Genomic DNA, 18957 nt, shown 5'->3' with positions numbered 1-18957 from the left:
ATTTGACGGACGGAGGCGATAATCGATGTTTGGGAGTATGTCTGGCTGGTTGAAACAGCGCCGGTTCGACGTCGATGCGGCAATTATCGGCCTCATCGTCGCCATCGGGCTGTTTCCGCTGCGATTTTTCGCCTCACAGATATACATCAAGACGATTCCCATCGTCCTCGGTCTCGGCTGTGGACTCTATCTGCTCGCTGTCCGCAATGACCGAGAGACGATTTACGAGTATCCATCGTTCTCACAGCTAGTTGCACAGGTACTCCCGAGTATCAGTTTCGTGCTGATGGCCGCGATGATCGCCGTCGCACTGCACGCGAGCGAGCGCTCCCGGTTGTTCTACGTCCTCTCGGCCATTACGGGAACGCTCATCATGCTTCAAATCCTGTTCGTGGACGACGAGGACCTCCACCCGTCGCTTCTCTTGGTCCAGGTAATCGCGCTCGCGTTCGTCATTCGGCTCACGGCGGTGTACACCACACCGACGTACATCGGAATCGACATCTGGACGCACATGACACAGTTGGCCCGTGGTGTTTTCGAACAGCACTCCCTCTCCGCGATGAACGGGAACAAACACATCGCGGCACCGCTGTTCCACTTGCTCGTTGCGTCCTCCGCGATGTTGTACGACGTGTCGCTACGGAACGGGTTGTATCTCTCCATCGGTCTCGTGATGCCGATGGCAATCCTGTTCGTCTACGGCGCGACGAAGCTACTCGTTCCGGTACGGTGGGCCGTGCTCGCGGCGATGCTGTACTCGCTCGGTGACTACTTCATCGAGTGGGGGATTCACCTCATTCCGACGAGCCACGGGCTGTTGTTCTTCATCGCTATCGTCTACGCGCTCCTGCGGATCATGCGTCTGGAGTACAACGCACGGGACTTCGGCCTGCTCGTGTTCCTCTCCATCGCCATCATCCTGACCCATCAGGTGTCGACGTTCATCATGCTCGTCGTGGTGTTCTCGGGACTCTTGGCACAGTTCGTGCTCAAGCTCGACATCTTCCAGACGACGGCCCGGAGACCGGGTGTCTACCGAAAACTGGAACCCGTCAACCTCGCGGGGCTCCTCGCGTTCGACATCGGTCTCATCACGTTCATGTGGTCGTTCACCCCGTACAACGGGAATTCGTTCCTCGCAACGGTGTTGTTGTATCTGGAACAGACCTTGGTGTCGAGCGCAGGACTGTTCAATCTCGCGAGCAACAACTCCCAATTCATCACGCTTTCCGCACCGACCCTCCTCCAAAACATCGAGACGTACATCGACGCGTCGGGATTCCTGATCCTGTTCGCGTTGGCGACCGTCGGCTGTCTGTACGTGCTTCGCCGGAAGCGTATCTCACACTCGGTGTTTACGCTGTTGTTCGCGACGCTCGTGATGACGGCCTTCACGCTCGGTCTGCCGATGTTCGGCATCCGGAACTTCATCCCACAGCGCTGGTTCGCGTTCCTCTACGCGCCGATGGCCGTTCTCGGTGCGATGGGCGTCGGTTATCTCGTGCACAACCTCAACCGGAACGTCGTGGTTACAGTGTTGGTCGTCCTCGCGCTCGTGTATCCGAGTGTGATGGTCATTTCCAGCCACGGGACGTTGGACAGTCCGTTCTTCCCGCAGGACCAGGAGCGACTGACCTACACCGAATCGGAAATCGCGGCGGTTCACACCATCGCGGATATGACGGGGTCGCCCGATTCGTCCCAGCTCCCTCGGGATAAGTCGTTGTTCATCCACACCGACCATCCGTATCAGACGGTGTTCGCCAGAACAGGGGCGTATCCGGCGACTGCGGCCAACCTCTCGGCGGATAACAGGGATGGTCCGACCGACCATCCGCTTACGGTGTACCGACAGTACCAGTCCACCGGGGCACCGTCGTTCCAACTCGTCAAACAGCTCAACGAGAGCCAATCTAAGCAGGCCAACGGCGATAAAACCGCAAGCGTTCCCGTCTACCGACAGGTCTCCCAACAACAGATCTGTCGTCCCGACCAGAGCATCCTCTACGACAACGGGGACGTGATGCTCTGTGCCAACCGGACTGTCTAAGGTTGACAGCCTCCTCACCCAGACGGGCGAGGTTTTCGCTTTGACGTTCCAGTAGCCTTTTTTCGTACCCTGTCGGATGGTGAACCATGCAGGGAAAACGCGTTCTCGTAACCGGTGGTGCCGGATTTATCGGCTCGAACCTCGCTAATCATCTCGCCAAACAGAACGAAGTCACTGCGATCGACGATGGTTATCTCGGAGTCGAGGAGAACCTCGACGATGACGTCGAGTTCCACGAACGGAGCGTCCTCGAAGACGACCTACCGACCGACGTAGACGTGGTCTTCCATCTCGCTGCGCTCTCGTCCTATGCGATGCACGAGGAGAACCCGACGAAAGGTGCACGGGTGAACGTCGAAGGGTTCGTCAACACCGTCGAACAGGCCCGGAACGACGGCTGTGATACCGTCGTATACGCGACGACGTCGTCCATCTACGGTAGTCGGACGGAGCCGTCCCCGGAATCCATGGACGTGGAAGCCCGTACGGGCTACGAGGCGTCCAAACTGGCCCGCGAACGCTACGCCGAGTACTTCGCCCATCACTACGACATGAACATGGCCGGAATGCGATTCTTCTCCGTCTATCAGGGCTACGGCGGTGCGGAAGAGCACAAAGGGGAGTTCGCCAACATCATCGCCCAGTTCGCCGACGATATCGCTCACGGCGAATTACCGGAGATCTACGGCGACGGAAGTCAGACACGCGACTTTACGTACATCACGGACATCGTCAGCGGGCTGGAGGCAGCAGCGGAGAACGAACTGACCGGCGTTTACAATCTCGGCACCGGCGAGAGCCACGACTTCAACACCGTGGTCGAGTACATCAACGACGAACTCGGCACGGACGTCGAACCCGTGTACGTCGAGAATCCCATCCCGGATGACGTGTACGTCCACGACACGATGGCGGACGTGACCAAGTTCACTACCGAAACCGGCTGGGAACCCGAAGTCAGCTTCGAGGAAGGCGTCCACCACGTTTGCGAGCAGTACGAATAGTCCCCCGTCGTTTCCTTCGAGCCTCGAATGCGCGTGGGTGGTCTTTCCACCGTCTGTCCGATAAACACGTCACACACGACCGGATTTTGGATTCGATCGGCCAGCTACGGCCGACCGACCGTCGAATTAGAAGAAGCCGCCGTCGTCAGTGGTCGTAGTCGTCGTGGTACTCGATGTCGTCGATGTGCCGCCTCCGTTGGTCGTGGTCGTCGTTCCCCCTGTCGTGGACGTACTGCTCGTTGACGACGTCCGCGAACTCGTCGAGGTGCTCTGCCGTTGGGTCGTTCGCTGTGTCGTCTGCTGGGCCGTCGTTTGCTGTTCCGTCGTCTGCTGTTCCGTCGTTTGTTGCTGGGTGGTCTCCTGACCGCTGTCCGACCCCTGATTCTGGTCGCTACTGTCGCCTTGGTCCGAGGAGGCACTTCTCGAAACCGGCCAAACGCGGGCCTGTTCGTCCGGTTGTCCCGACGCCGATCCTTTGTACAGATAGAGTTGAACTCGAACGTTCTCCCCAGTGAACGCTGGGTCGCCGGTGAGCGTTACCTGTTTTTTCTGCCCCGCATCGACCGTTACCTGTTTTTTCGCAAATTGGGATTGATCTGTTACTTTCCCGTCCTCGACCCGCTGGAGGAGGGCGACGACGGTGTACTGCACGTTTTCCCCCTCGTGGTTGTGAATGTTGACGGTCACGCCGTCCGAGGCAAGGTCCGACTGATACATCGTCTGTGTGTTGCCGTCTACCTTGTTCGTCTGCGGATAGAACTCGGTGAACGTCTTCGGTTGTGGCGGGTGGAGCACGGCGAACCCGGCGCTAGATGCGAGCAGAAGGAAACTGATGACGATCCCCACGTTCAGTGCCATCGTCAATCCGCCGTTCGAACGATCCGTCGGACTGAACAACAGTCCGGGAAGACCGGGCGAATACCGGTTCTCCGCTGGCACGCGTAACCGACGGACGAACGCGACGACACCGGTCACTGCGGTGAAGATCACGATACCGTACAAAATCGGGTGCAGACGAACCCCCCATGGCGTGAAGTTCGACAGCGCGGCCACCATCGGGACGATGGCGACGCTGAGGGTTGCTGCGAGCGCGACCCGCACAGATCCTCCGATGGCGTACGCCGAGATGTTTTCGCTCGGCTTGAACGATCGTTCCTCGTTGTCTCCTCCCTCCGGGAACAGCGCCGAGACGAGAACGTACCCCGGTAAGAAGACGACGAGCGGGACCACGAGCGCAACCTGTAATCGTCCGCCGATCCCCATATACGAAGCGGCACCGCCGACAACAGTCAGCACAAGCGCCAGCGTGAGGTCGAGAAACCACCAGCGGCTATTCGTACTCATTATCCTGGAAGTCGTTGTACGCGGGTTTTATTATACGGCTGCTAATCAGTTTTCCGACGGAACCTCGTCCGCTCCGTTCGTTTTCGATCCCGCATCGTCCGTGTTTTTGGCTTCCGTCGGCAGATGCAGCACGTCCGTCGGGTTGACCCTGTTCTCCGAACATTGGGCGACCCATCCGACCATATCGTTGATCCTGAGTTTGTGCCGTGAAGGTAACTCGTGGATCGTTTCGTGCTCAGGGAACAACCGCTGGTCGAGATTGTAGCGGTCGTACACTTTCTGACGGTCGGGCCACGCCGACTGATATTCCGTAACGAACGGGATCTTTCGGCGTGCGAACCGCTCCATCTCCGACAGGAGCGTCGAGGTGTACGGACGGTCCGGCGGACGGTGACGGAACAGGTCCTCATCCAGTTGCCGAATCGCCCGAATCACCGTGGACGTGTTGCGGTACTCCGGGGGTGTTTGGAGGTGCCATTGCAGCAGTTCCGTGTCGGCCGCGATGAACGATTCGAGATAGTTGTCCGCGAGGTGGGTTCGGGACGGAATCGTCGGTTGGTTTCGGATACTGAACAGCGCGAGGGCGTTCTGGACGTCGTCGGTTCGACTCCAACAGCGATCGAACTCGGCGTCGATGGCGTTTCGGACGAACTTTCCGGCGGCATCCGGGTCCGACGTGTACTGTTCGGCGAGTTCAGCACTGTGATCGGGGAGGTACCCGAAGTTATCGAGCGAAGCTTCGACCGGGTCGGGATTCGGATCCATCCGCTTCGTTGGAATCGTCTTCCCGAACAACTTCAGCTCCGTCCGCTTGTGACCGAAACCCTTCAACAGCGTATCGAACAGGAGAGCGTGATACATCGTGTCCACCTCTATTTCGCTGTTGTAGCCCGCGTGGTGGATGTGAATCGACTCTTTGATGCCGTTGGTGTCCCGGACCTTCTGCTCGCCGGGTGTGATGTAACGGTCGTTCGTCACCAGCGTCGTGTGGTCGACACCGTACTGCTTTGCCAGTCGACGGGCGACTTTTACCTCCTGTGCGTCCGGCATTCCGACAGTGTACGTGTGATCGATCTTGGGAAGTTGGGACAGAAGCGTCCGTGAGTCGTACCCCGCAGACAGCAACAATCCCTTCTTGCCGGGTTGGCGCGAACGGAGACGAATCGCACGCTGGAGGCGGTCAGCGAGTTCGTCAACGTAGTCCATCTCCTGTTCGTTGTAGACGAACCTATCGAGCTCGCTCACACTGTTTGGAGTCAGATAGCCGTCGAACGGCGTTCGGTTGAGCTCATGAAACAGCGTCTTGTCCCCCAGAACGACGCCCATGTGGAGAAATTCACCCACGGACTGGCGGCGCATCGTGGGGTTATCGATGGTTTTTGCGACCGCAGCCGCGTCGGACCCGAACACGCGGACACCCGGATCGTCGGTGTAGAAACATTCCCACGACCGAATCGGATCGGTGATGACGACCGTTTCCCCTTCGTGTTCGATGAATGCGAGATATGATCCGTTGAGATCCCGAACGGCGTCTTTTCCCTTCTCTACGTACTGTTCCAACAGCCAACGGGCGGGTTCGGACCAGCCTCGTTTATTGGGGTATGCCTCCCCCCAAATGACACATGACCCGAGGTCGCCGGAATAGGAGGCGCTCCGGCCTGGAATCCCGAGCCCTGTATCCCGAATTCCGACGGTCGCGACTTCACTCGTCACGATATCGTCGAATTCTCGCTCGGAGCGGAACCGTTCGAATTCATCCTTATCACCGAAGACACCAAATATCTCTTTGTTCATCGTTCTTCCTCCTCTATTGGGGTGTTGGGCGGTTGTTCCGTGCCACGACGGTCGACGGCTGCACGCCGATTTCCTCTCGTTTCTTCTGCTCTCGCTCGTGTCACGGTTGGCTCTACTATGACTATAGCCTCAATGGCGGTTAACTATACACAGTATAACATCAGGAATATTGTGTTTAGGAGTATCTGAAACGGTCCTCATTCTCCGATAGCTCCGACCATCGTCCGGAACACGTCGCGGATTCCGTAGTTTCCCCAGGTCTCCATCACAAGGATGGCCATCCCGTAAAACACCGCGCCGGTGGCGACCATGACGAGGAACTTCGGAACTCCTCCGAATGGGAGTCGTGCGCCGACGAGGGTTACGACGGCGAGCATACCGAGGCTTGCCGTGAGCGGATAGAAAAGGAGACGAAGGAACTGACGATAGCTTCCCTCGACCTCACGCACGGCGAGGTACGTTGCGACCGGTTCCGAGAAGAACAGCCCGCTACCCACGATGAGCGCACTCGTTCCGACGATACCGTAGGCTTCGGTTACTGGATAGATTGCGATCATGAGGATGACCAGCTTTCCGACTTGTATCTTGGTGGCGATATCGGGTTTCCCGACCGCTTGAAACAACGGCCCCGTCGTCGAACCGATCGAACGAAGCATACCCCACAGCGCGAGCAACTGCATTATTTGGACTACGGGTTGCCACTCCGCCCCGAGAAACGCATCGACGAATACGGGCGCGACGGCGACGATACCCACGGCGAGTGGGATCGAGACGAACGTCGCCAGTTGTACCGTTTTGAAAAACGCGCGACGGAGGTTCGAGGCGTCGTTCTGGAGTTTCGAGTAGGTCGGGAAGATGACGCTTGATAGTACCTTAGTCACTTCCGTCGCCGGAGCGTTCGAAACTTTGTACGAGTACTGGTAGATCCCGATCGCGGCGTTCCCAAGTAACCATCCGACAAACATATCGTCCCCCTCCGTCGTAAGGAAGACGACGATTCCGGACGCGGTAATCCATTTTCCGTAGCCGACGAGATCCCTGGTTTGCTCCCTATCGATACTCGGCCACGGTTTGTAGTCGTGAAGGACGTACGATAACGTCGTTGCCGTCAGCACGCCTGCGATGTCGCCGATGACGAGTGCCCAGACGTTTTCCCACAGGTACGCCAACCCGATCGTGACACCGACCGCGACGACTGCTTTTCCGACCTGATAGACGAACTGCTTATCATAATCCAGATTTTTCTGGAAATAGACGATACCGGGATTCTGGATCCCCGTCAAAAATGGTACCAACGACATCACCCGTATGACCTGCGTCGCCGGTGGTCCTGCCCCGAAAAACGTCGCGATGTACGGTGCGCCGAGAAACCCGATTATCGAGAGGATCGTGCCACGAATCATCGTCAACGTCCATGCAGTATCGAGGTATTCGTTGACGCCGTCCTCCTCTTTTTGGATGAGTGCCTCTTTGATACCGAGATTCGACAAGCGTCGCATGGCGGCCAACGTCAACAACGCGTACGCGACCAGCCCGAACTGTACCGGTGTCAGGATGTTTGCGAGGACGATTAGCTTGACGAGCTGTAGTCCACGTCCGATGAAGTTCGCCATCGACGCCCAGATGCCGCTTTTCACTGCCCGTTCCGAGACGCCGCCCCGGGGTGACAACACGCGCTTTAGCCACTGAAACAATTCGAGCGGTGATCTGCTACTCATCGCGGGCGTGGCACTCCCAGAGATGAGGATGCGTCTAAATACGGATCATCGTCGTGATTCGGTAGAAATAACGCATTCATCGGTGTAGAATAGTAATATATTGATATGTGGTGTGGATATCGTCCGATACTCGATATAACATATATCCTTTATTGACTTCGTTATGGCCCTGCTAATTCATCCACCCCCGTTCGGCTTCGGATTATCTGTGATATATATTTATGAGTCGCCTCATGATACATTCATATGCGTAATTTAGAGCGGTTTATCGCCCAAAGCCGCCCTTGGAAATGGTGTAAGCGGACGGGTATCGCACCAGCATTGTCAACGCTCTACTGGCACGCCAAACTCGCAATTCATCTCTGGTCTACTACGGTGACGATCGACGGTGTTACCACTGAATTCGCGACCGATTCTCGAACCGAGTATCACAGAGCATCCTCGCTCGTCGGCGAACAAGCCGTCATCGAATCCTTGCTCCAGGACGTTCGCGAGTCGGATGTAGTGTACGATATCGGTGCGAACATCGGGACACACACGTGCTTTGTCGGAAAGCGTCTCCGGAGCGGGAGAGTCGTTGCATTCGAACCGATGCCGACGAACGCGGTTCGTCTCCGACACAACCTCTCCGCGAACGTCCCCATCGATCGGTGGGAAGTCGCCGAGATTGCCCTCTCGGACGAGGACGGGATCGGATCGCTTGCGATCCGGAGTCTCAATTACGGCGAAGGAAAACACTCCCTTTCGGTCGATGGCGAACTCGACATCGATGTGTATCGGGGCGAAACGCTGGTCGAAGCGGGGCGATATCCATCCCCCGATATTCTCAAAATAGACGTCGAAGGTGCCGAGTTACAGGTTCTCCGTGGATTCGAATCGATCCTTCCGGACATTCGTGTCGTGTATGCGGAGCTTCATCACGAACTCAGCCAACACTATGACACCTCGACAGAGGAAATCGAGACGTATCTCCGCGATCACGGATTCGACGTCGAACGGCTGAGCGAGCGGTCCGATGCCTATCACATTCGGGCGACGCGGTCACAAACCTGAGTCGATGTCGCAAGCGGGGAACAGCGGTCGCCGATCAGAAGTCGTTGCCCCAACCGTCGTAGCCGTCGGAGCTACGGTCATCGATGCCGTTGTCGAGGTCGCTCTTCTTGACGTACGTGTCCTCGGAGTCACCCGTCAGGAGCAGTGCGACGTCGTCACGCCGTGAGCGTGCAGATACTCCTTCGATCCACGTTCCGTTGCCACTGATTTCGAGCGGGTGATCTTCGGAGACGTAATCTCCCTCGTAAACCAGACAGTTGTCGCCTGTGATAGTCAGTGCGCGTCGACCCCAGCCACCACTGTAGTTGACATTAACAGCTCGGAACTCACAGTCGTCACGGTTGTTTTGGATGGCGCTTCGCGATCCCACAGTCGGTGCCTCTCCCGTGATAGTGACGTTTTCGAGGTAAACGGGATCGTCGCCGTCCTTGATTTTGATGGCTGGACCGCCACCCGTATCGTGCTTGACTTCGGTATTTTCGATACGCGTGTGTCCCGCACTACCGCGAATCATGACTGCGGTCGTCGGATCGTCCGTTCGGACGGTGACGGTACAGTTCTTGATGTAATTGTAGTTGGCATCGTGCGTCACCCATATCGCCGGACTTTCCTCAACGTTCGTCTGGAAATCGACGTTTTCGGCGACGAGCAGGTTACCCTTCTCCATGCGGAGACCACGCTGGGCGATTCCGTGCGGGTTCTCCTGGTCCACGATGATCGTGGCGTCTTTGATATAGCTGTCGTGACCGCCGAGACGGACGTTCGTCCCCGTACTGTTCTGGAAGCGGCCACCCTCGATTTGCACGGAACCGTTGCCGTTTGCGGCGTACAGACCGTTGTCAGGGAAGGGACCGAGCACACAGTCACGGAACGTCATCGTCCCTTCGTTATTGTCGTTACACATGATTCCCGTCGGACCACGCCAGAGCGCATCGCTCGGCGTTTCGCTGGACCATGCTGCACCATCCGGTGCGTGGAACCGTTCGACGAGACCTTCTCCGTCGGAATCCGTGATGACCATCCGCGCTGGACCCCACGTTCCACTGTCGTGTTGGCCGAGAACTTCGATGTCGCGGACGAGGAGACCGTCATCGATGGCCGCCTCGATGACACGAATTCCCGTGTTGTCGGCCGTTTGATCGACGGTGAACCCTTCGACGCGAAGATCCGTTCCCGGTTCGTATTCGACTCCCAGTCGGAAAAGACGGTAATTCCCATCGCCCCCACTGTCGAAGTCGTGGTAGTTTGCCGGAACGAGCTCCGCGTCGTCGCCGGCGAGACCGAAGTTATTGAACCCAGTAAATCGGAACTGTTCGTCCATGTAGTACCGCCCCGATGGGAAGTAAAGGAGCGTATCGTCGTCCGCATGTTCCTGGAGAATCGGTGTAATCGACTCGTCCCCTCCGTCGTCAGCCCCTACCTCTGTCACATCAATGATGCTATCGTACTGGTCTTCATAATCGGACTTGCTTGCAGAAGCAGACCCCATGACAGCAGCCGATGCCGCAATTGCACCAGTAAGTTTAAGATAGGTTCTACGACTCGTAATATTTCGATTTTGCCTGTCTGACGCCATCAAAAATGCGGTATCGACCCCACATATTAATTATCTGGTGCCTAGTTCAATTCCTCCCCGTTTTCCCTCTGTTGGAAACGTTGTAAACGGTGCTTTCGAACCGATTTTTCCATATACACAATCATTGACATTGTACCCTTAAGCTCCATATAAGAAAATACCTATGCCTGGTTAGGTAGGGTAGCGATGAGACGACAGACACGACGCACGTTTCTGGCGACGGTCGGTGCGGCCGGTGCGGCCGGTCTCGCCGGATGTTCCGCCTTTGGGAGTGACGATAGCTCCACCACCTCCACGAAGAGTACCACCGACAAGGGTGACGGCAAGGAAACGACCTCCACGAAGGGTGGTAACGACACGACCACCAACGACGGCGGCAACCAACAGAGCGGTCCGGAGACTTTCGAGAGCTTCGAAAAGCTCAACCACTGGAGTGCGACGAACGGCCAAGGGACCCTCAAAAAGAGCACGAAGGTAAAATACGAGGGTTCACAGTCCGCTCACATCACGGGAAGCAAGAAGACGAAGTTCGGTCAAATACAACGTATCGATTACAGTAGCGACCCTGCTAATCTCAGCAACAAGAACCTATCCCTTGCGTACAAGTGTACGTCGCACGAGTATTCGAAGATCGAGGTGCAACTTTTCGCCCCCGATCGCGGCCACATCGTCTCGATGACACGCACGCTTTACGGTCCGAAAGGGAAGTGGATCCGCGTCAATCTCGGTGTCACCGGTCAGATGGACCCGAAAAACGTCGACTTGTCCAAGGTATACGAGATCCGCATCGCGGGTCGTCCAAAGGACTCCAACACGACGAAGCCGATCGATTTCTACGTCGACGACGTGAAGACGGTGCCCGCACCGGACAAGGGAAAGGTTATGCTTACGTTCGACGACGGGCGCGAATCGCAGTACTCGAAAGCCTACAAGATGATGAAAGGCTACGGCTTCCCCGGTGTTATTGCTATCATCCCCGCCGCACTCTATGACGACGGCTATCTCACGCAGCCGAAGATGCGCAAGATGGTCGGCGACGGGTGGGATATGATCTGTCACCCGAATACAGGTGCGAAACAGATGGACGAGCGCTCGCGCAAGGACCAAGAGCAGCTCATAAAGGAGACACAACAGTGGCTCAAAGCGCGTGATTACGATGGCTACAAGTACATGGCCGTCCCGAAGAACGTCGTCGGTCCGAATACGTTCGAGCTCGCACAGAAGTACTTCGACGTGACGATGTCGTTCGGCGGCTCGCCGAACGCGATACCGGCCATCAAGAAGGATACCCTCATCTCGCGTATCTACGGTACCGGCGACCTCAAGACCACTAAACAGTATATCGATTACGCTGCCCGATACAAGCAGCTAACCCCACTCCTGTTCCACGACATCGGCGGGGAGAACGGATTCCCGGAGAAGAAATTCAAGCATCTCCTGGACTACATCAAACAGAGCAACGTCGAAGTCGTCACCCTCTCCGACCTCGAGAAGAAGGGAATGCTTATCTAAACCGCTCGATTCGCCCGTCGTTCGCTTTTTCCCTTCCTCCCCGCACGACCGTCGTCTTTTTTTGGATTCCATCCACGAGCCGTACGGATTTCCATCACTCGTGACGCCGACCCGTTTCGCGCTCGGTTTTATCCGTCCATCCCCTTCGTGGGCTACGTGGTCGTTGTTTCGACCGTCCTGATCGTCTCATCATCACGGACACGGGGTCGGCACAGGGTGATCGCCGCGGACTGTGACTCGATGGAGGGCCGTCTCCGACTTTTGTGTACTCTCCTCCCGCCGCTCCGATCCGACGCTCTCCGCTCGATTCGGTTGGTTCGTGTGTCGGGCATGTCTACCGCGGTTTGTCCCTCGTGTGCTCGTCGATAGAGGCTTGTGCTCACATGCTATTCGCCGAACGATGTCCCATCGAGACTGCCCCCTCGTGACTGGATGATGTCCCGAAAAGCAGTACCCTCTCCGCTACGACACGTACGTATCCGCTAGTTCGAAACCGCTTCCCTCAATCGACTCTGAGACCCCGGATTCGAGTTCCGGTGTCCTCCACGATGAGTTTTGCGTCAGACGCCATCAACGACCGCTCAGTTCGTGATGGCTCCCAGCATGGGGGCGATCAGAAACGTTCCGGACGATGTAGTGCTGGTCGTTCCTGTCGAACTACTAGTAGTGCTGGATGACGATGTGGTGCTCGACGTTGGAGTCGTGGTACTGGTCGAACTCGTGGTACTCGTCGAACCCGTAGTCGTCGTACTTGTTGATCCCGAGGTGGTCGTCGTACTCGCGGATCCCGAAGTTGTCGTCGAGTTCGTCATTGTAGTGGTCGTACTGGTCGTCGCGGGGGTTGTGGTGGTTGTCGTGGTTGTCCCTGCCGACGTCGAGGTGGTACTCGTCGTCGATGTCGTGGAACTCGTCGTCGTTCCCGACGTTGGTGGCGACGTCGTACTCGTTGTACTCGTCGTACTCGATGGCGGCGGGTTGGTACTCGACGTGGTCGATGAGTCCGGTGGCGACGTCGTACTCGTTGTACTTGTCGTACTCGAGGATGGCGGTGGTGTGGAACTCGTCGTCGAGGACGATGCTGTCGTCCCTTTCGCGGTTTCCTTCGACTTCGTCGTGGTCTGTGATTTCGTCGATGTGGTGCTATGCGTCGTCCCGGCCACCGTCGTTCCGGGGGCCGTCGTTTGTGTGCCGTTCACCGACGATCCTTGCGTTGGGTCGCTAATCCCGCCGAAGCCGGGGTCGAGAAACGCGTATCCGATCCCCGAGACGAACAACAGGACTCCAGCGACGATCATCAGTTTCTGTATCGAGTCGGTTGACATCGTGTTTTCACTCACTTTCGTTTGCAGCGTTTCGGCACGCGAGCCGAGCGGTTCAGGGAACGACGAGACCGTATCGAGGACTTCAGAGACTCCTAACGCGCCCGTTGCAAAGCAGAAGAACGCGAAGACCGCAAGTCCGAGTGGTGGAACCGTGACCAGCGACAGCGGGACATGAATCCCGAAAACGAGCGGCTGAACGTCCAACATGTCCGCGAGTACGAAGATGGGCGGTGCCGACAGTATCGTGGTCACCAGCACCCGTCCCAGACGGGCATCCGAAAGCGGGTTGAACCCGACCCTTCGAGCGCTCCAAATGTGGAAGATGAACATCGAACCGTATCCGATGCTCGTGGAGATGGCCGCACCCTGCATCCCGTACCGGGGGATGAGAAGGAGGTTCAGCACGAAGTTCATACCGGCGGCGGTTCCCGTGGCGAGAATCGGATACTTCAGGTTCCCCTTCCCCTGGGAGATGGCGAGGATCGGCCGTGCAACCGCGAAGCCAAGCGCTCCCGGCAACAGGAGGATGAGGGGAGTAACCGCTGGCATATATTCCTTGCCGAAATACACGGGGACAGCGACGTTGGAAAGTGCTGCCAGTCCGAGGGCCATCACTCCGGTCAACAGGAACGTATAACGAGTCGTCAGCGCCGAGAGCTTCGAAATTCGCTCTGTTTCGCCGTTCGACCACAGCTCTGACATCGAGTGGACGAACACGGTTTGCAGAGCCATCGGAATGAACCAGAGGAATTCCGCGAGCTTTAGCGCGGCACGGTAGTAGCCGACTTGCGCGTTACTTCCCGATATCAGTTGCAACATCAGGATGTCGACGTGATACAGCGACATGAGGAGGAAGATGAGGACGATGGACAACGAATTGAACGTCAACATCGTCCGCCTCGGGAATTCGTTCGGTGTTTTTCGAACGACGCCGCTGAGTGACACCTGTCTCGTGACCAGTACCATCCCGATGACCGCGACGAGCGCACCTCCCACTATCTTCCCGGCCAACGCACCACCGACACCGAAGCCGAGTTTGACCAACGGGAGCGCGACGGCGAGGAACACGACTTGTTGAACGATTTTCAACGGTTCCGAGTAGCGTTCCAGCCCGAACCCCATCAGTGTCCGTCGGGAATACGCACGGAACTGCTGTGTCATGACGAGGAGCGCGAGGATGTAGAAGTACGGCTCGAAGTCGGGACCAAACACCTGTTTGACCAGTCCAAACCACGCACAGAGCGCGAGGACGATCGATCCGGCGACGGAAAGCAACAGGGCGAGTCTGAAGTAAAACCCGACGACGTGCTCCTCCCAGCAGTCCATATCCCTGTCCTCGGCGAGGAATTTACGAACCCCATCGGTAATTCCGGAGCTCACCAGTATCATGAACATCGAGAACACCGAGAGGACGGTGGTGTAGATGCCGACTCCTTTCGGTTCGAGCAACCGATACAGTATCGGTGTCGTGATGAGCCCGATAATCAGAGTAAGCACTTTCGTCCCCGCAACAGAGAGCAGACCGCTCATCATGCTTCGTTGCACGAAATTACCACCCTACGTTCTCTTCACCGGGGTCTTCTTCGGATGACACTCGATATCCATTTCCCACCAAAGGGGCTTTATTATACACTAACTAGATCGGATGGTGTCGGTGATAATACGATGAGAATGACCGGATAGAACGCTTGCCCGGGATCGCTGTTTATGCGCTGAAGTCGTTGCCCCAACCGGCGAGTCCATAGCTGCCACGGTCGTCGATGCCGTTGACGATGGTGTTCTTCTTGATGTACACGTCCCTGCTGCTGTCGGTGAGTCGAAGCCCGGCGGAGCCGTTGACCGCTTCCGAATAGATACTCTGTATCCACGTACTACTTCCAGCGTCGATTATCGGTGTCATCTCCCCGATGTAACTTCCATCGTAGACCAGACAGTCGCCGCTGGTGATTTCGAGTGACCGGCGACGGGACGAACCGGTTTGCTCGACGTCGAGATTCCGGAACTCGCAGTCGTCTCGGTCACAGCGGATGGCGGCACGTGCGCTAACGTGACCCCCGTCTCCAGTAAATTTCGAATTCTCGACTAAGACTTGGTCGTCACCGTCGTGAATCCATATCGAGAAACCACCGTCCGCATCGTGGACGAACGTCGAATTCTTGATTCGCGCTTTGTCGGTTCTCCCATGCACTACCAACGCGTGCACGACGCCGTCCCCAGCGGTTCGAACGGTCGACCCATCGACGCTTAGCAGTCCGACGTCCATCGACTTGATGGCGTGGCCGTTCGGGTCGGTCACCTCGACGTCACAGTCCACGATACGGATGTAATTCGTGTTCTCGACGCGAATCGCGTGTTGGTTGGACTTCCCATCGCTCTCGTTCACGGATACGGTCGCATTCTTGATGATGCTGTCCTCACCACCGATTCGGAGGCTTGCCGTCTGGCTGTTCTCGTAGTGTCCTCCGTCAATGACGATTTTTCCCGAACCGTTGGCTGCGTATAGACCGTTGTCCGGGAAGCCGCCGAGACTGCAATCCTTGAACGTCATCCGACCGCGGTTGTAGTGGTTGCAGATGATACCGGTTGGACCCCGCCAGAGTCGGTCTCCGGGGGTGTTCTTTTCCCATGCGCCGCCGTCCGGTGCGTGGAACCGCTCGACGACACCTGTTCCGTTGGAATCGGTAATGACGAATCGACCTGGCCCCCACGTTCCGCTGTCGTGTTTGCCCTTAATGTCGATGTCGCGGACGAGGAGACCGTCATCGACGGCTGCTTCGATGACGCGGATTCCGGTATCGTCCGCTGTTTGGTCGATATTGAGGTTCTCGACACGGAGATCTCTCCCGGGATTGTAGGAAATACCGAGGCGGAAGAGCCGGTAGTTCCAATCCCTGTCGTTGAAATCGAAGTAGTTCGCTGGGACGATAGTCGTGTCGTCTTCTCCGACGATTCCGAAGTTGTCGAATCCAGTGTGCCGGAACTGCTCGTCCATGTAGTAGCGGCCCGATGGGAGATAGAGAAGCGTATCATCGTCCGCATACTCGCGAAGGACGGGTGTGATGGAATCCCCGTTGTTGGGGTCGGAACCACCGTCTTCTACGAGGTTAACAACCGTATCGTAGTCGTCAGCGTATGGAATCTGCGCACTCGCTCGACCGGACATCGTTCGTGCCCCGATCGCACATAACCCCGCTGCGCTCACCCCCTTCATGAAAGTACGTCGTGATGCTCCGTGCGTCGATCTTCTATCGGTATTGTCGCTTGATTGATGTGCGTCGATTTTTTGAGTCATTTTGAATCCCAGCGTTTACTGACAACCGTCGTGAGAGAGGAATCCCATCCCGATGTACCGGAAGACAGGTACGTTGGCAGTTCTGACGGTCAACAATAATCTATATTAGAATCTTTTGGCCAAAGTCTGTGGCTTAGTAGTTCCATTCTTTAATTTCCATGACTATGGTAACTTACCACACAACCGATGAGACCCCCAAAAAGAGTCGAAAACTCAGCAGTCATATTCAACAGTCAGGTCAATTAACATACCAGAATTTAAATGTATATATAAGACATTATTAAATCAAAAACAAAAATCCCTTCGGAGCACCGATTTCGTGTTCACGATGCTTAGTCGGTATATAATAAAAGTCGCATGGAGCATCGATACGACAGAGAATGACGTCTATCGGAACGGACGGCACCCGAATCGAGCGACACGAGAGCATGAAGGTGTTACAACTCGTCACGACACCACGTCCGTTCTTCGACCTCCAGATTCGAGAATTGGAGGAGCGAAACATCGAATGTACGACGGTAACGGTCCCCCGTCCGGCGGAGGGTGGCCGTTCGATAACCGACTATCTACGCTTTTATCCTAAGGTACTCCGTCATTCGCTCTCCGAGTACGACCTCGTCCACGCGAACTACGGCCTCGTCACCCCCTTCGCGCTTGCTCAACCCATTCGCCCGCTCGTGATCACGTTTTGGGGAACCGATCTGATGAGCGAAAACGGGTGGCTCCCCCGTCTCAGTACGGCAGTTGCACGGCAGGCGGATGCGGTTATCCTCCCGACGAAAGCGATGGCCGCCAACTACTCCGGTCCCCACTCACTCATCCCGTTCGGCGTCGATACCGAACGCTTCCGACCGATCCCGAAGCAGGAAGCCCGCGAACGAATCGGCTGGAAATCCAACGTCCCCATCGTCCTCTTTCCGTACGACACGTCGCGGGACGTCAAGGATTTCACGCGGGCGAAACGCATCGTCGAGCAGGTCGACGTCGATGCCGATCTGCGTGCGGTGTCCGGTGTTCCGTACGATGAAATCCCGTACTACATGAACGCGAGCGACGTCCTCCTCGTCAGTTCGAAACGGGAGGCCGGACCGATGGTCGTCAAGGAGGCCGCGGCGTGTAACCTGCCGGTCATCTCGACCGATGTCGGGTTCGTTCGTGAGGTGCTCGACGGCGTTTCGAACTGCACCGTTTCTGACGTTGACCGTGAACTGGTTTCCGCGGTCGAAGACGTGCTCGCCCGGGATGATCCTTCAGATGGACGAACCGTAATAGACGGGCTGAGCGTCGATGAAATGGCTGATTCGATCGTAGACGTGTACGACCGGGTGCTCACCGATCAGGGTTCGAAAACGACGGGTTCACGATAAAAATATCAACATTACGCCACCTCTGTAACGGATTGAAACGGTCTTTTTTCGGAGTACTGGTGCGCCTACTGATCCATTACGAGGTTTATAATTAACCCGGTAAGGAGCCATACACTATCCATGTTACCGGTGGAACCGGATACTCAACTACCGACGGGGATACCATATGAACACGGATAGACTCCTCGCAGCGGGCATCGCGTTGTGTTGTATCTTCGCCATCGGCACGTCAGCTTCGACGCTCGGGAAGGCGGTTCACACCAATCCCGACGACGCCATCGATGTCAACTACAAGTCACTTCCCATCAACCCGGCCGACGCAGGGGAGTTGAAACGGGAAGCTCAATCGAAGGGGGCACCGACGGCATCACAGTCAAACAATCAACAGCGACAGCAGTCGAACCAGCAACAACGTCAATCCAGCGCGAACAAGCAAGCAAAACACTCGAAGTCGAGTTCATCGTGGCAGAAGATGGAGTTCCTCGACGAACTCCTCGCGTTGCTCCGGAAACTCGTTCAATGGTTGGTCTGGATCGTTCCGGTCTTCGTCATCGTCGGCGGCGTCGCGGCCGGCGTTCGCTTCCGCAACCGGCTGTTCGGCGGGTCGGACGAGCGGAACGCCGGGGGATACGAACGAACACCAACACCGGCACCGACGCCTGCCCCGTCGAACGAAATCGAACAGGCGTGGTGGGCGATGGTCGAACGCTTCGGCGTCAATCGACCGCACACCAAAACCCCCGGAGAATGTGCACGCGAGGCCATCGACGCGGGTGGCGACGAGGACGCTGTTCGTACCCTGACGCGCACGTTCGAAGAGGTTCGGTATGGCGGAGAACCGATCACCGACGACCGACTCGGTCGAATTCACCACGAAACCGACAGACTCGGGATGGGATCATGAACGGGCGCCGTGTCATGC

At 56.7% G+C, this 18957-nt stretch carries 12 protein-coding genes; 6 read left to right on the top strand and 6 right to left on the bottom strand.

Annotated elements, in window-relative coordinates; all coding sequences use genetic code 11:
• Positions 1–37: 37 nt before the first annotated feature.
• Both WBV42_RS19235 and WBV42_RS19230 read left to right on the top strand, forming a co-directional pair.
• Positions 38–2053, top strand: coding sequence for a hypothetical protein (locus WBV42_RS19235; RefSeq protein WP_423987465.1), 2016 nt, complete (start codon positions 38–40; stop codon positions 2051–2053).
• Positions 2054–2139: 86 nt separating this feature from the next.
• Positions 2140–3057, top strand: coding sequence for an NAD-dependent epimerase/dehydratase family protein (locus WBV42_RS19230; protein ID WP_423987464.1), 918 nt, complete (start codon positions 2140–2142; stop codon positions 3055–3057).
• A 126-nt stretch (positions 3058–3183) separates the two neighbouring features.
• On the opposite strand, the gene WBV42_RS19225 is transcribed toward WBV42_RS19230, so the two are convergent.
• The 3 genes from WBV42_RS19225 to WBV42_RS19215 form a co-directional block, all read right to left on the bottom strand.
• The gene (locus WBV42_RS19225; RefSeq protein WP_423987463.1) at positions 3184–4401 is read right to left on the bottom strand and encodes a DUF1616 domain-containing protein; all 1218 of its coding nucleotides are present in this window, start codon (positions 4399–4401) and stop codon (positions 3184–3186) included.
• Positions 4402–4446: 45 nt separating this feature from the next.
• Positions 4447–6195, bottom strand: a complete 1749-nt coding sequence (locus WBV42_RS19220; RefSeq protein ID WP_423987462.1) for an asparagine synthase-related protein — start codon at positions 6193–6195, stop codon at positions 4447–4449.
• Between the two features lie 197 nt (positions 6196–6392).
• On the bottom strand, positions 6393–7913 hold the full coding sequence (locus WBV42_RS19215) for a lipopolysaccharide biosynthesis protein (protein WP_423987461.1): 1521 nt from the start codon (positions 7911–7913) through the stop codon (positions 6393–6395).
• A gap of 321 nt (positions 7914–8234) precedes the next feature.
• Between WBV42_RS19215 and WBV42_RS19210 the strand changes: the two genes are divergently transcribed.
• Positions 8235–8966: an FkbM family methyltransferase gene (locus WBV42_RS19210; RefSeq protein WP_423987460.1), complete on the top strand. Its 732-nt coding sequence runs from the start codon at positions 8235–8237 to the stop codon at positions 8964–8966.
• Between the two features lie 34 nt (positions 8967–9000).
• Here WBV42_RS19210 and WBV42_RS19205 read toward each other — a convergent pair whose 3' ends face one another.
• Entirely contained in the window at positions 9001–10395 is a 1395-nt protein-coding gene (locus tag WBV42_RS19205) for a hypothetical protein (RefSeq protein WP_423987459.1), read from the bottom strand.
• 333 nt (positions 10396–10728) lie between these two features.
• Here WBV42_RS19205 and WBV42_RS19200 point away from each other — a divergent pair, with 333 nt between their 5' ends.
• Positions 10729–12054, top strand: coding sequence for a polysaccharide deacetylase family protein (locus WBV42_RS19200; protein ID WP_423987458.1), 1326 nt, complete (start codon positions 10729–10731; stop codon positions 12052–12054).
• 581 nt (positions 12055–12635) lie between these two features.
• Here the strand turns inward: WBV42_RS19200 and WBV42_RS19195 are convergent.
• Both WBV42_RS19195 and WBV42_RS19190 read right to left on the bottom strand, forming a co-directional pair.
• Positions 12636–14921 (bottom strand): flippase, encoded by a 2286-nt coding sequence (locus tag WBV42_RS19195; RefSeq protein WP_423987457.1) that lies wholly within the window; start codon positions 14919–14921, stop codon positions 12636–12638.
• A 160-nt stretch (positions 14922–15081) separates the two neighbouring features.
• Positions 15082–16587, bottom strand: a complete 1506-nt coding sequence (locus tag WBV42_RS19190) for a right-handed parallel beta-helix repeat-containing protein (RefSeq protein WP_423987456.1) — start codon at positions 16585–16587, stop codon at positions 15082–15084.
• 509 nt (positions 16588–17096) lie between these two features.
• On the opposite strand from WBV42_RS19190, the gene WBV42_RS19185 reads away from it, so the two are divergent.
• Positions 17097–18035, top strand: a complete 939-nt coding sequence (locus tag WBV42_RS19185) for a glycosyltransferase (RefSeq protein WP_423987490.1) — start codon at positions 17097–17099, stop codon at positions 18033–18035.
• Positions 18036–18201: 166 nt separating this feature from the next.
• Positions 18202–18939, top strand: a complete 738-nt coding sequence (locus WBV42_RS19180; protein WP_423987455.1) for a DUF4129 domain-containing protein — start codon at positions 18202–18204, stop codon at positions 18937–18939.
• The last annotated feature ends 18 nt before the right edge of the window (positions 18940–18957 follow it).

The organism is Haladaptatus sp., assembly GCF_049589095.1.
Lineage (GTDB): Archaea > Halobacteriota > Halobacteria > Halobacteriales > Haladaptataceae > Haladaptatus.
The sequence above is the reverse complement of the archived record's forward strand: the minus strand, read 5'-3'. Positions and strand labels throughout refer to the sequence as shown.

Bases quoted from the DNA above. Each gene is read 5' to 3' on its own strand.
- WBV42_RS19220 (WP_423987462.1), bottom strand. From the start codon at position 6,195: ATGAACAAAGAGATATTTGGTGTCTTCGGTGATAAGGATGAATTCGAA.
- WBV42_RS19180 (WP_423987455.1), top strand. From the start codon at position 18,202: ATGAACACGGATAGACTCCTCGCAGCGGGCATCGCGTTGTGTTGTATC.
- WBV42_RS19235 (WP_423987465.1), top strand. From the start codon at position 38: ATGTCTGGCTGGTTGAAACAGCGCCGGTTCGACGTCGATGCGGCAATT.
- WBV42_RS19200 (WP_423987458.1), top strand. From the start codon at position 10,729: ATGAGACGACAGACACGACGCACGTTTCTGGCGACGGTCGGTGCGGCC.
- WBV42_RS19190 (WP_423987456.1), bottom strand. From the start codon at position 16,587: ATGAAGGGGGTGAGCGCAGCGGGGTTATGTGCGATCGGGGCACGAACG.
- WBV42_RS19185 (WP_423987490.1), top strand. From the start codon at position 17,097: ATGAAGGTGTTACAACTCGTCACGACACCACGTCCGTTCTTCGACCTC.
- WBV42_RS19215 (WP_423987461.1), bottom strand. From the start codon at position 7,913: ATGAGTAGCAGATCACCGCTCGAATTGTTTCAGTGGCTAAAGCGCGTG.
- WBV42_RS19225 (WP_423987463.1), bottom strand. From the start codon at position 4,401: ATGAGTACGAATAGCCGCTGGTGGTTTCTCGACCTCACGCTGGCGCTT.
- WBV42_RS19230 (WP_423987464.1), top strand. From the start codon at position 2,140: ATGCAGGGAAAACGCGTTCTCGTAACCGGTGGTGCCGGATTTATCGGC.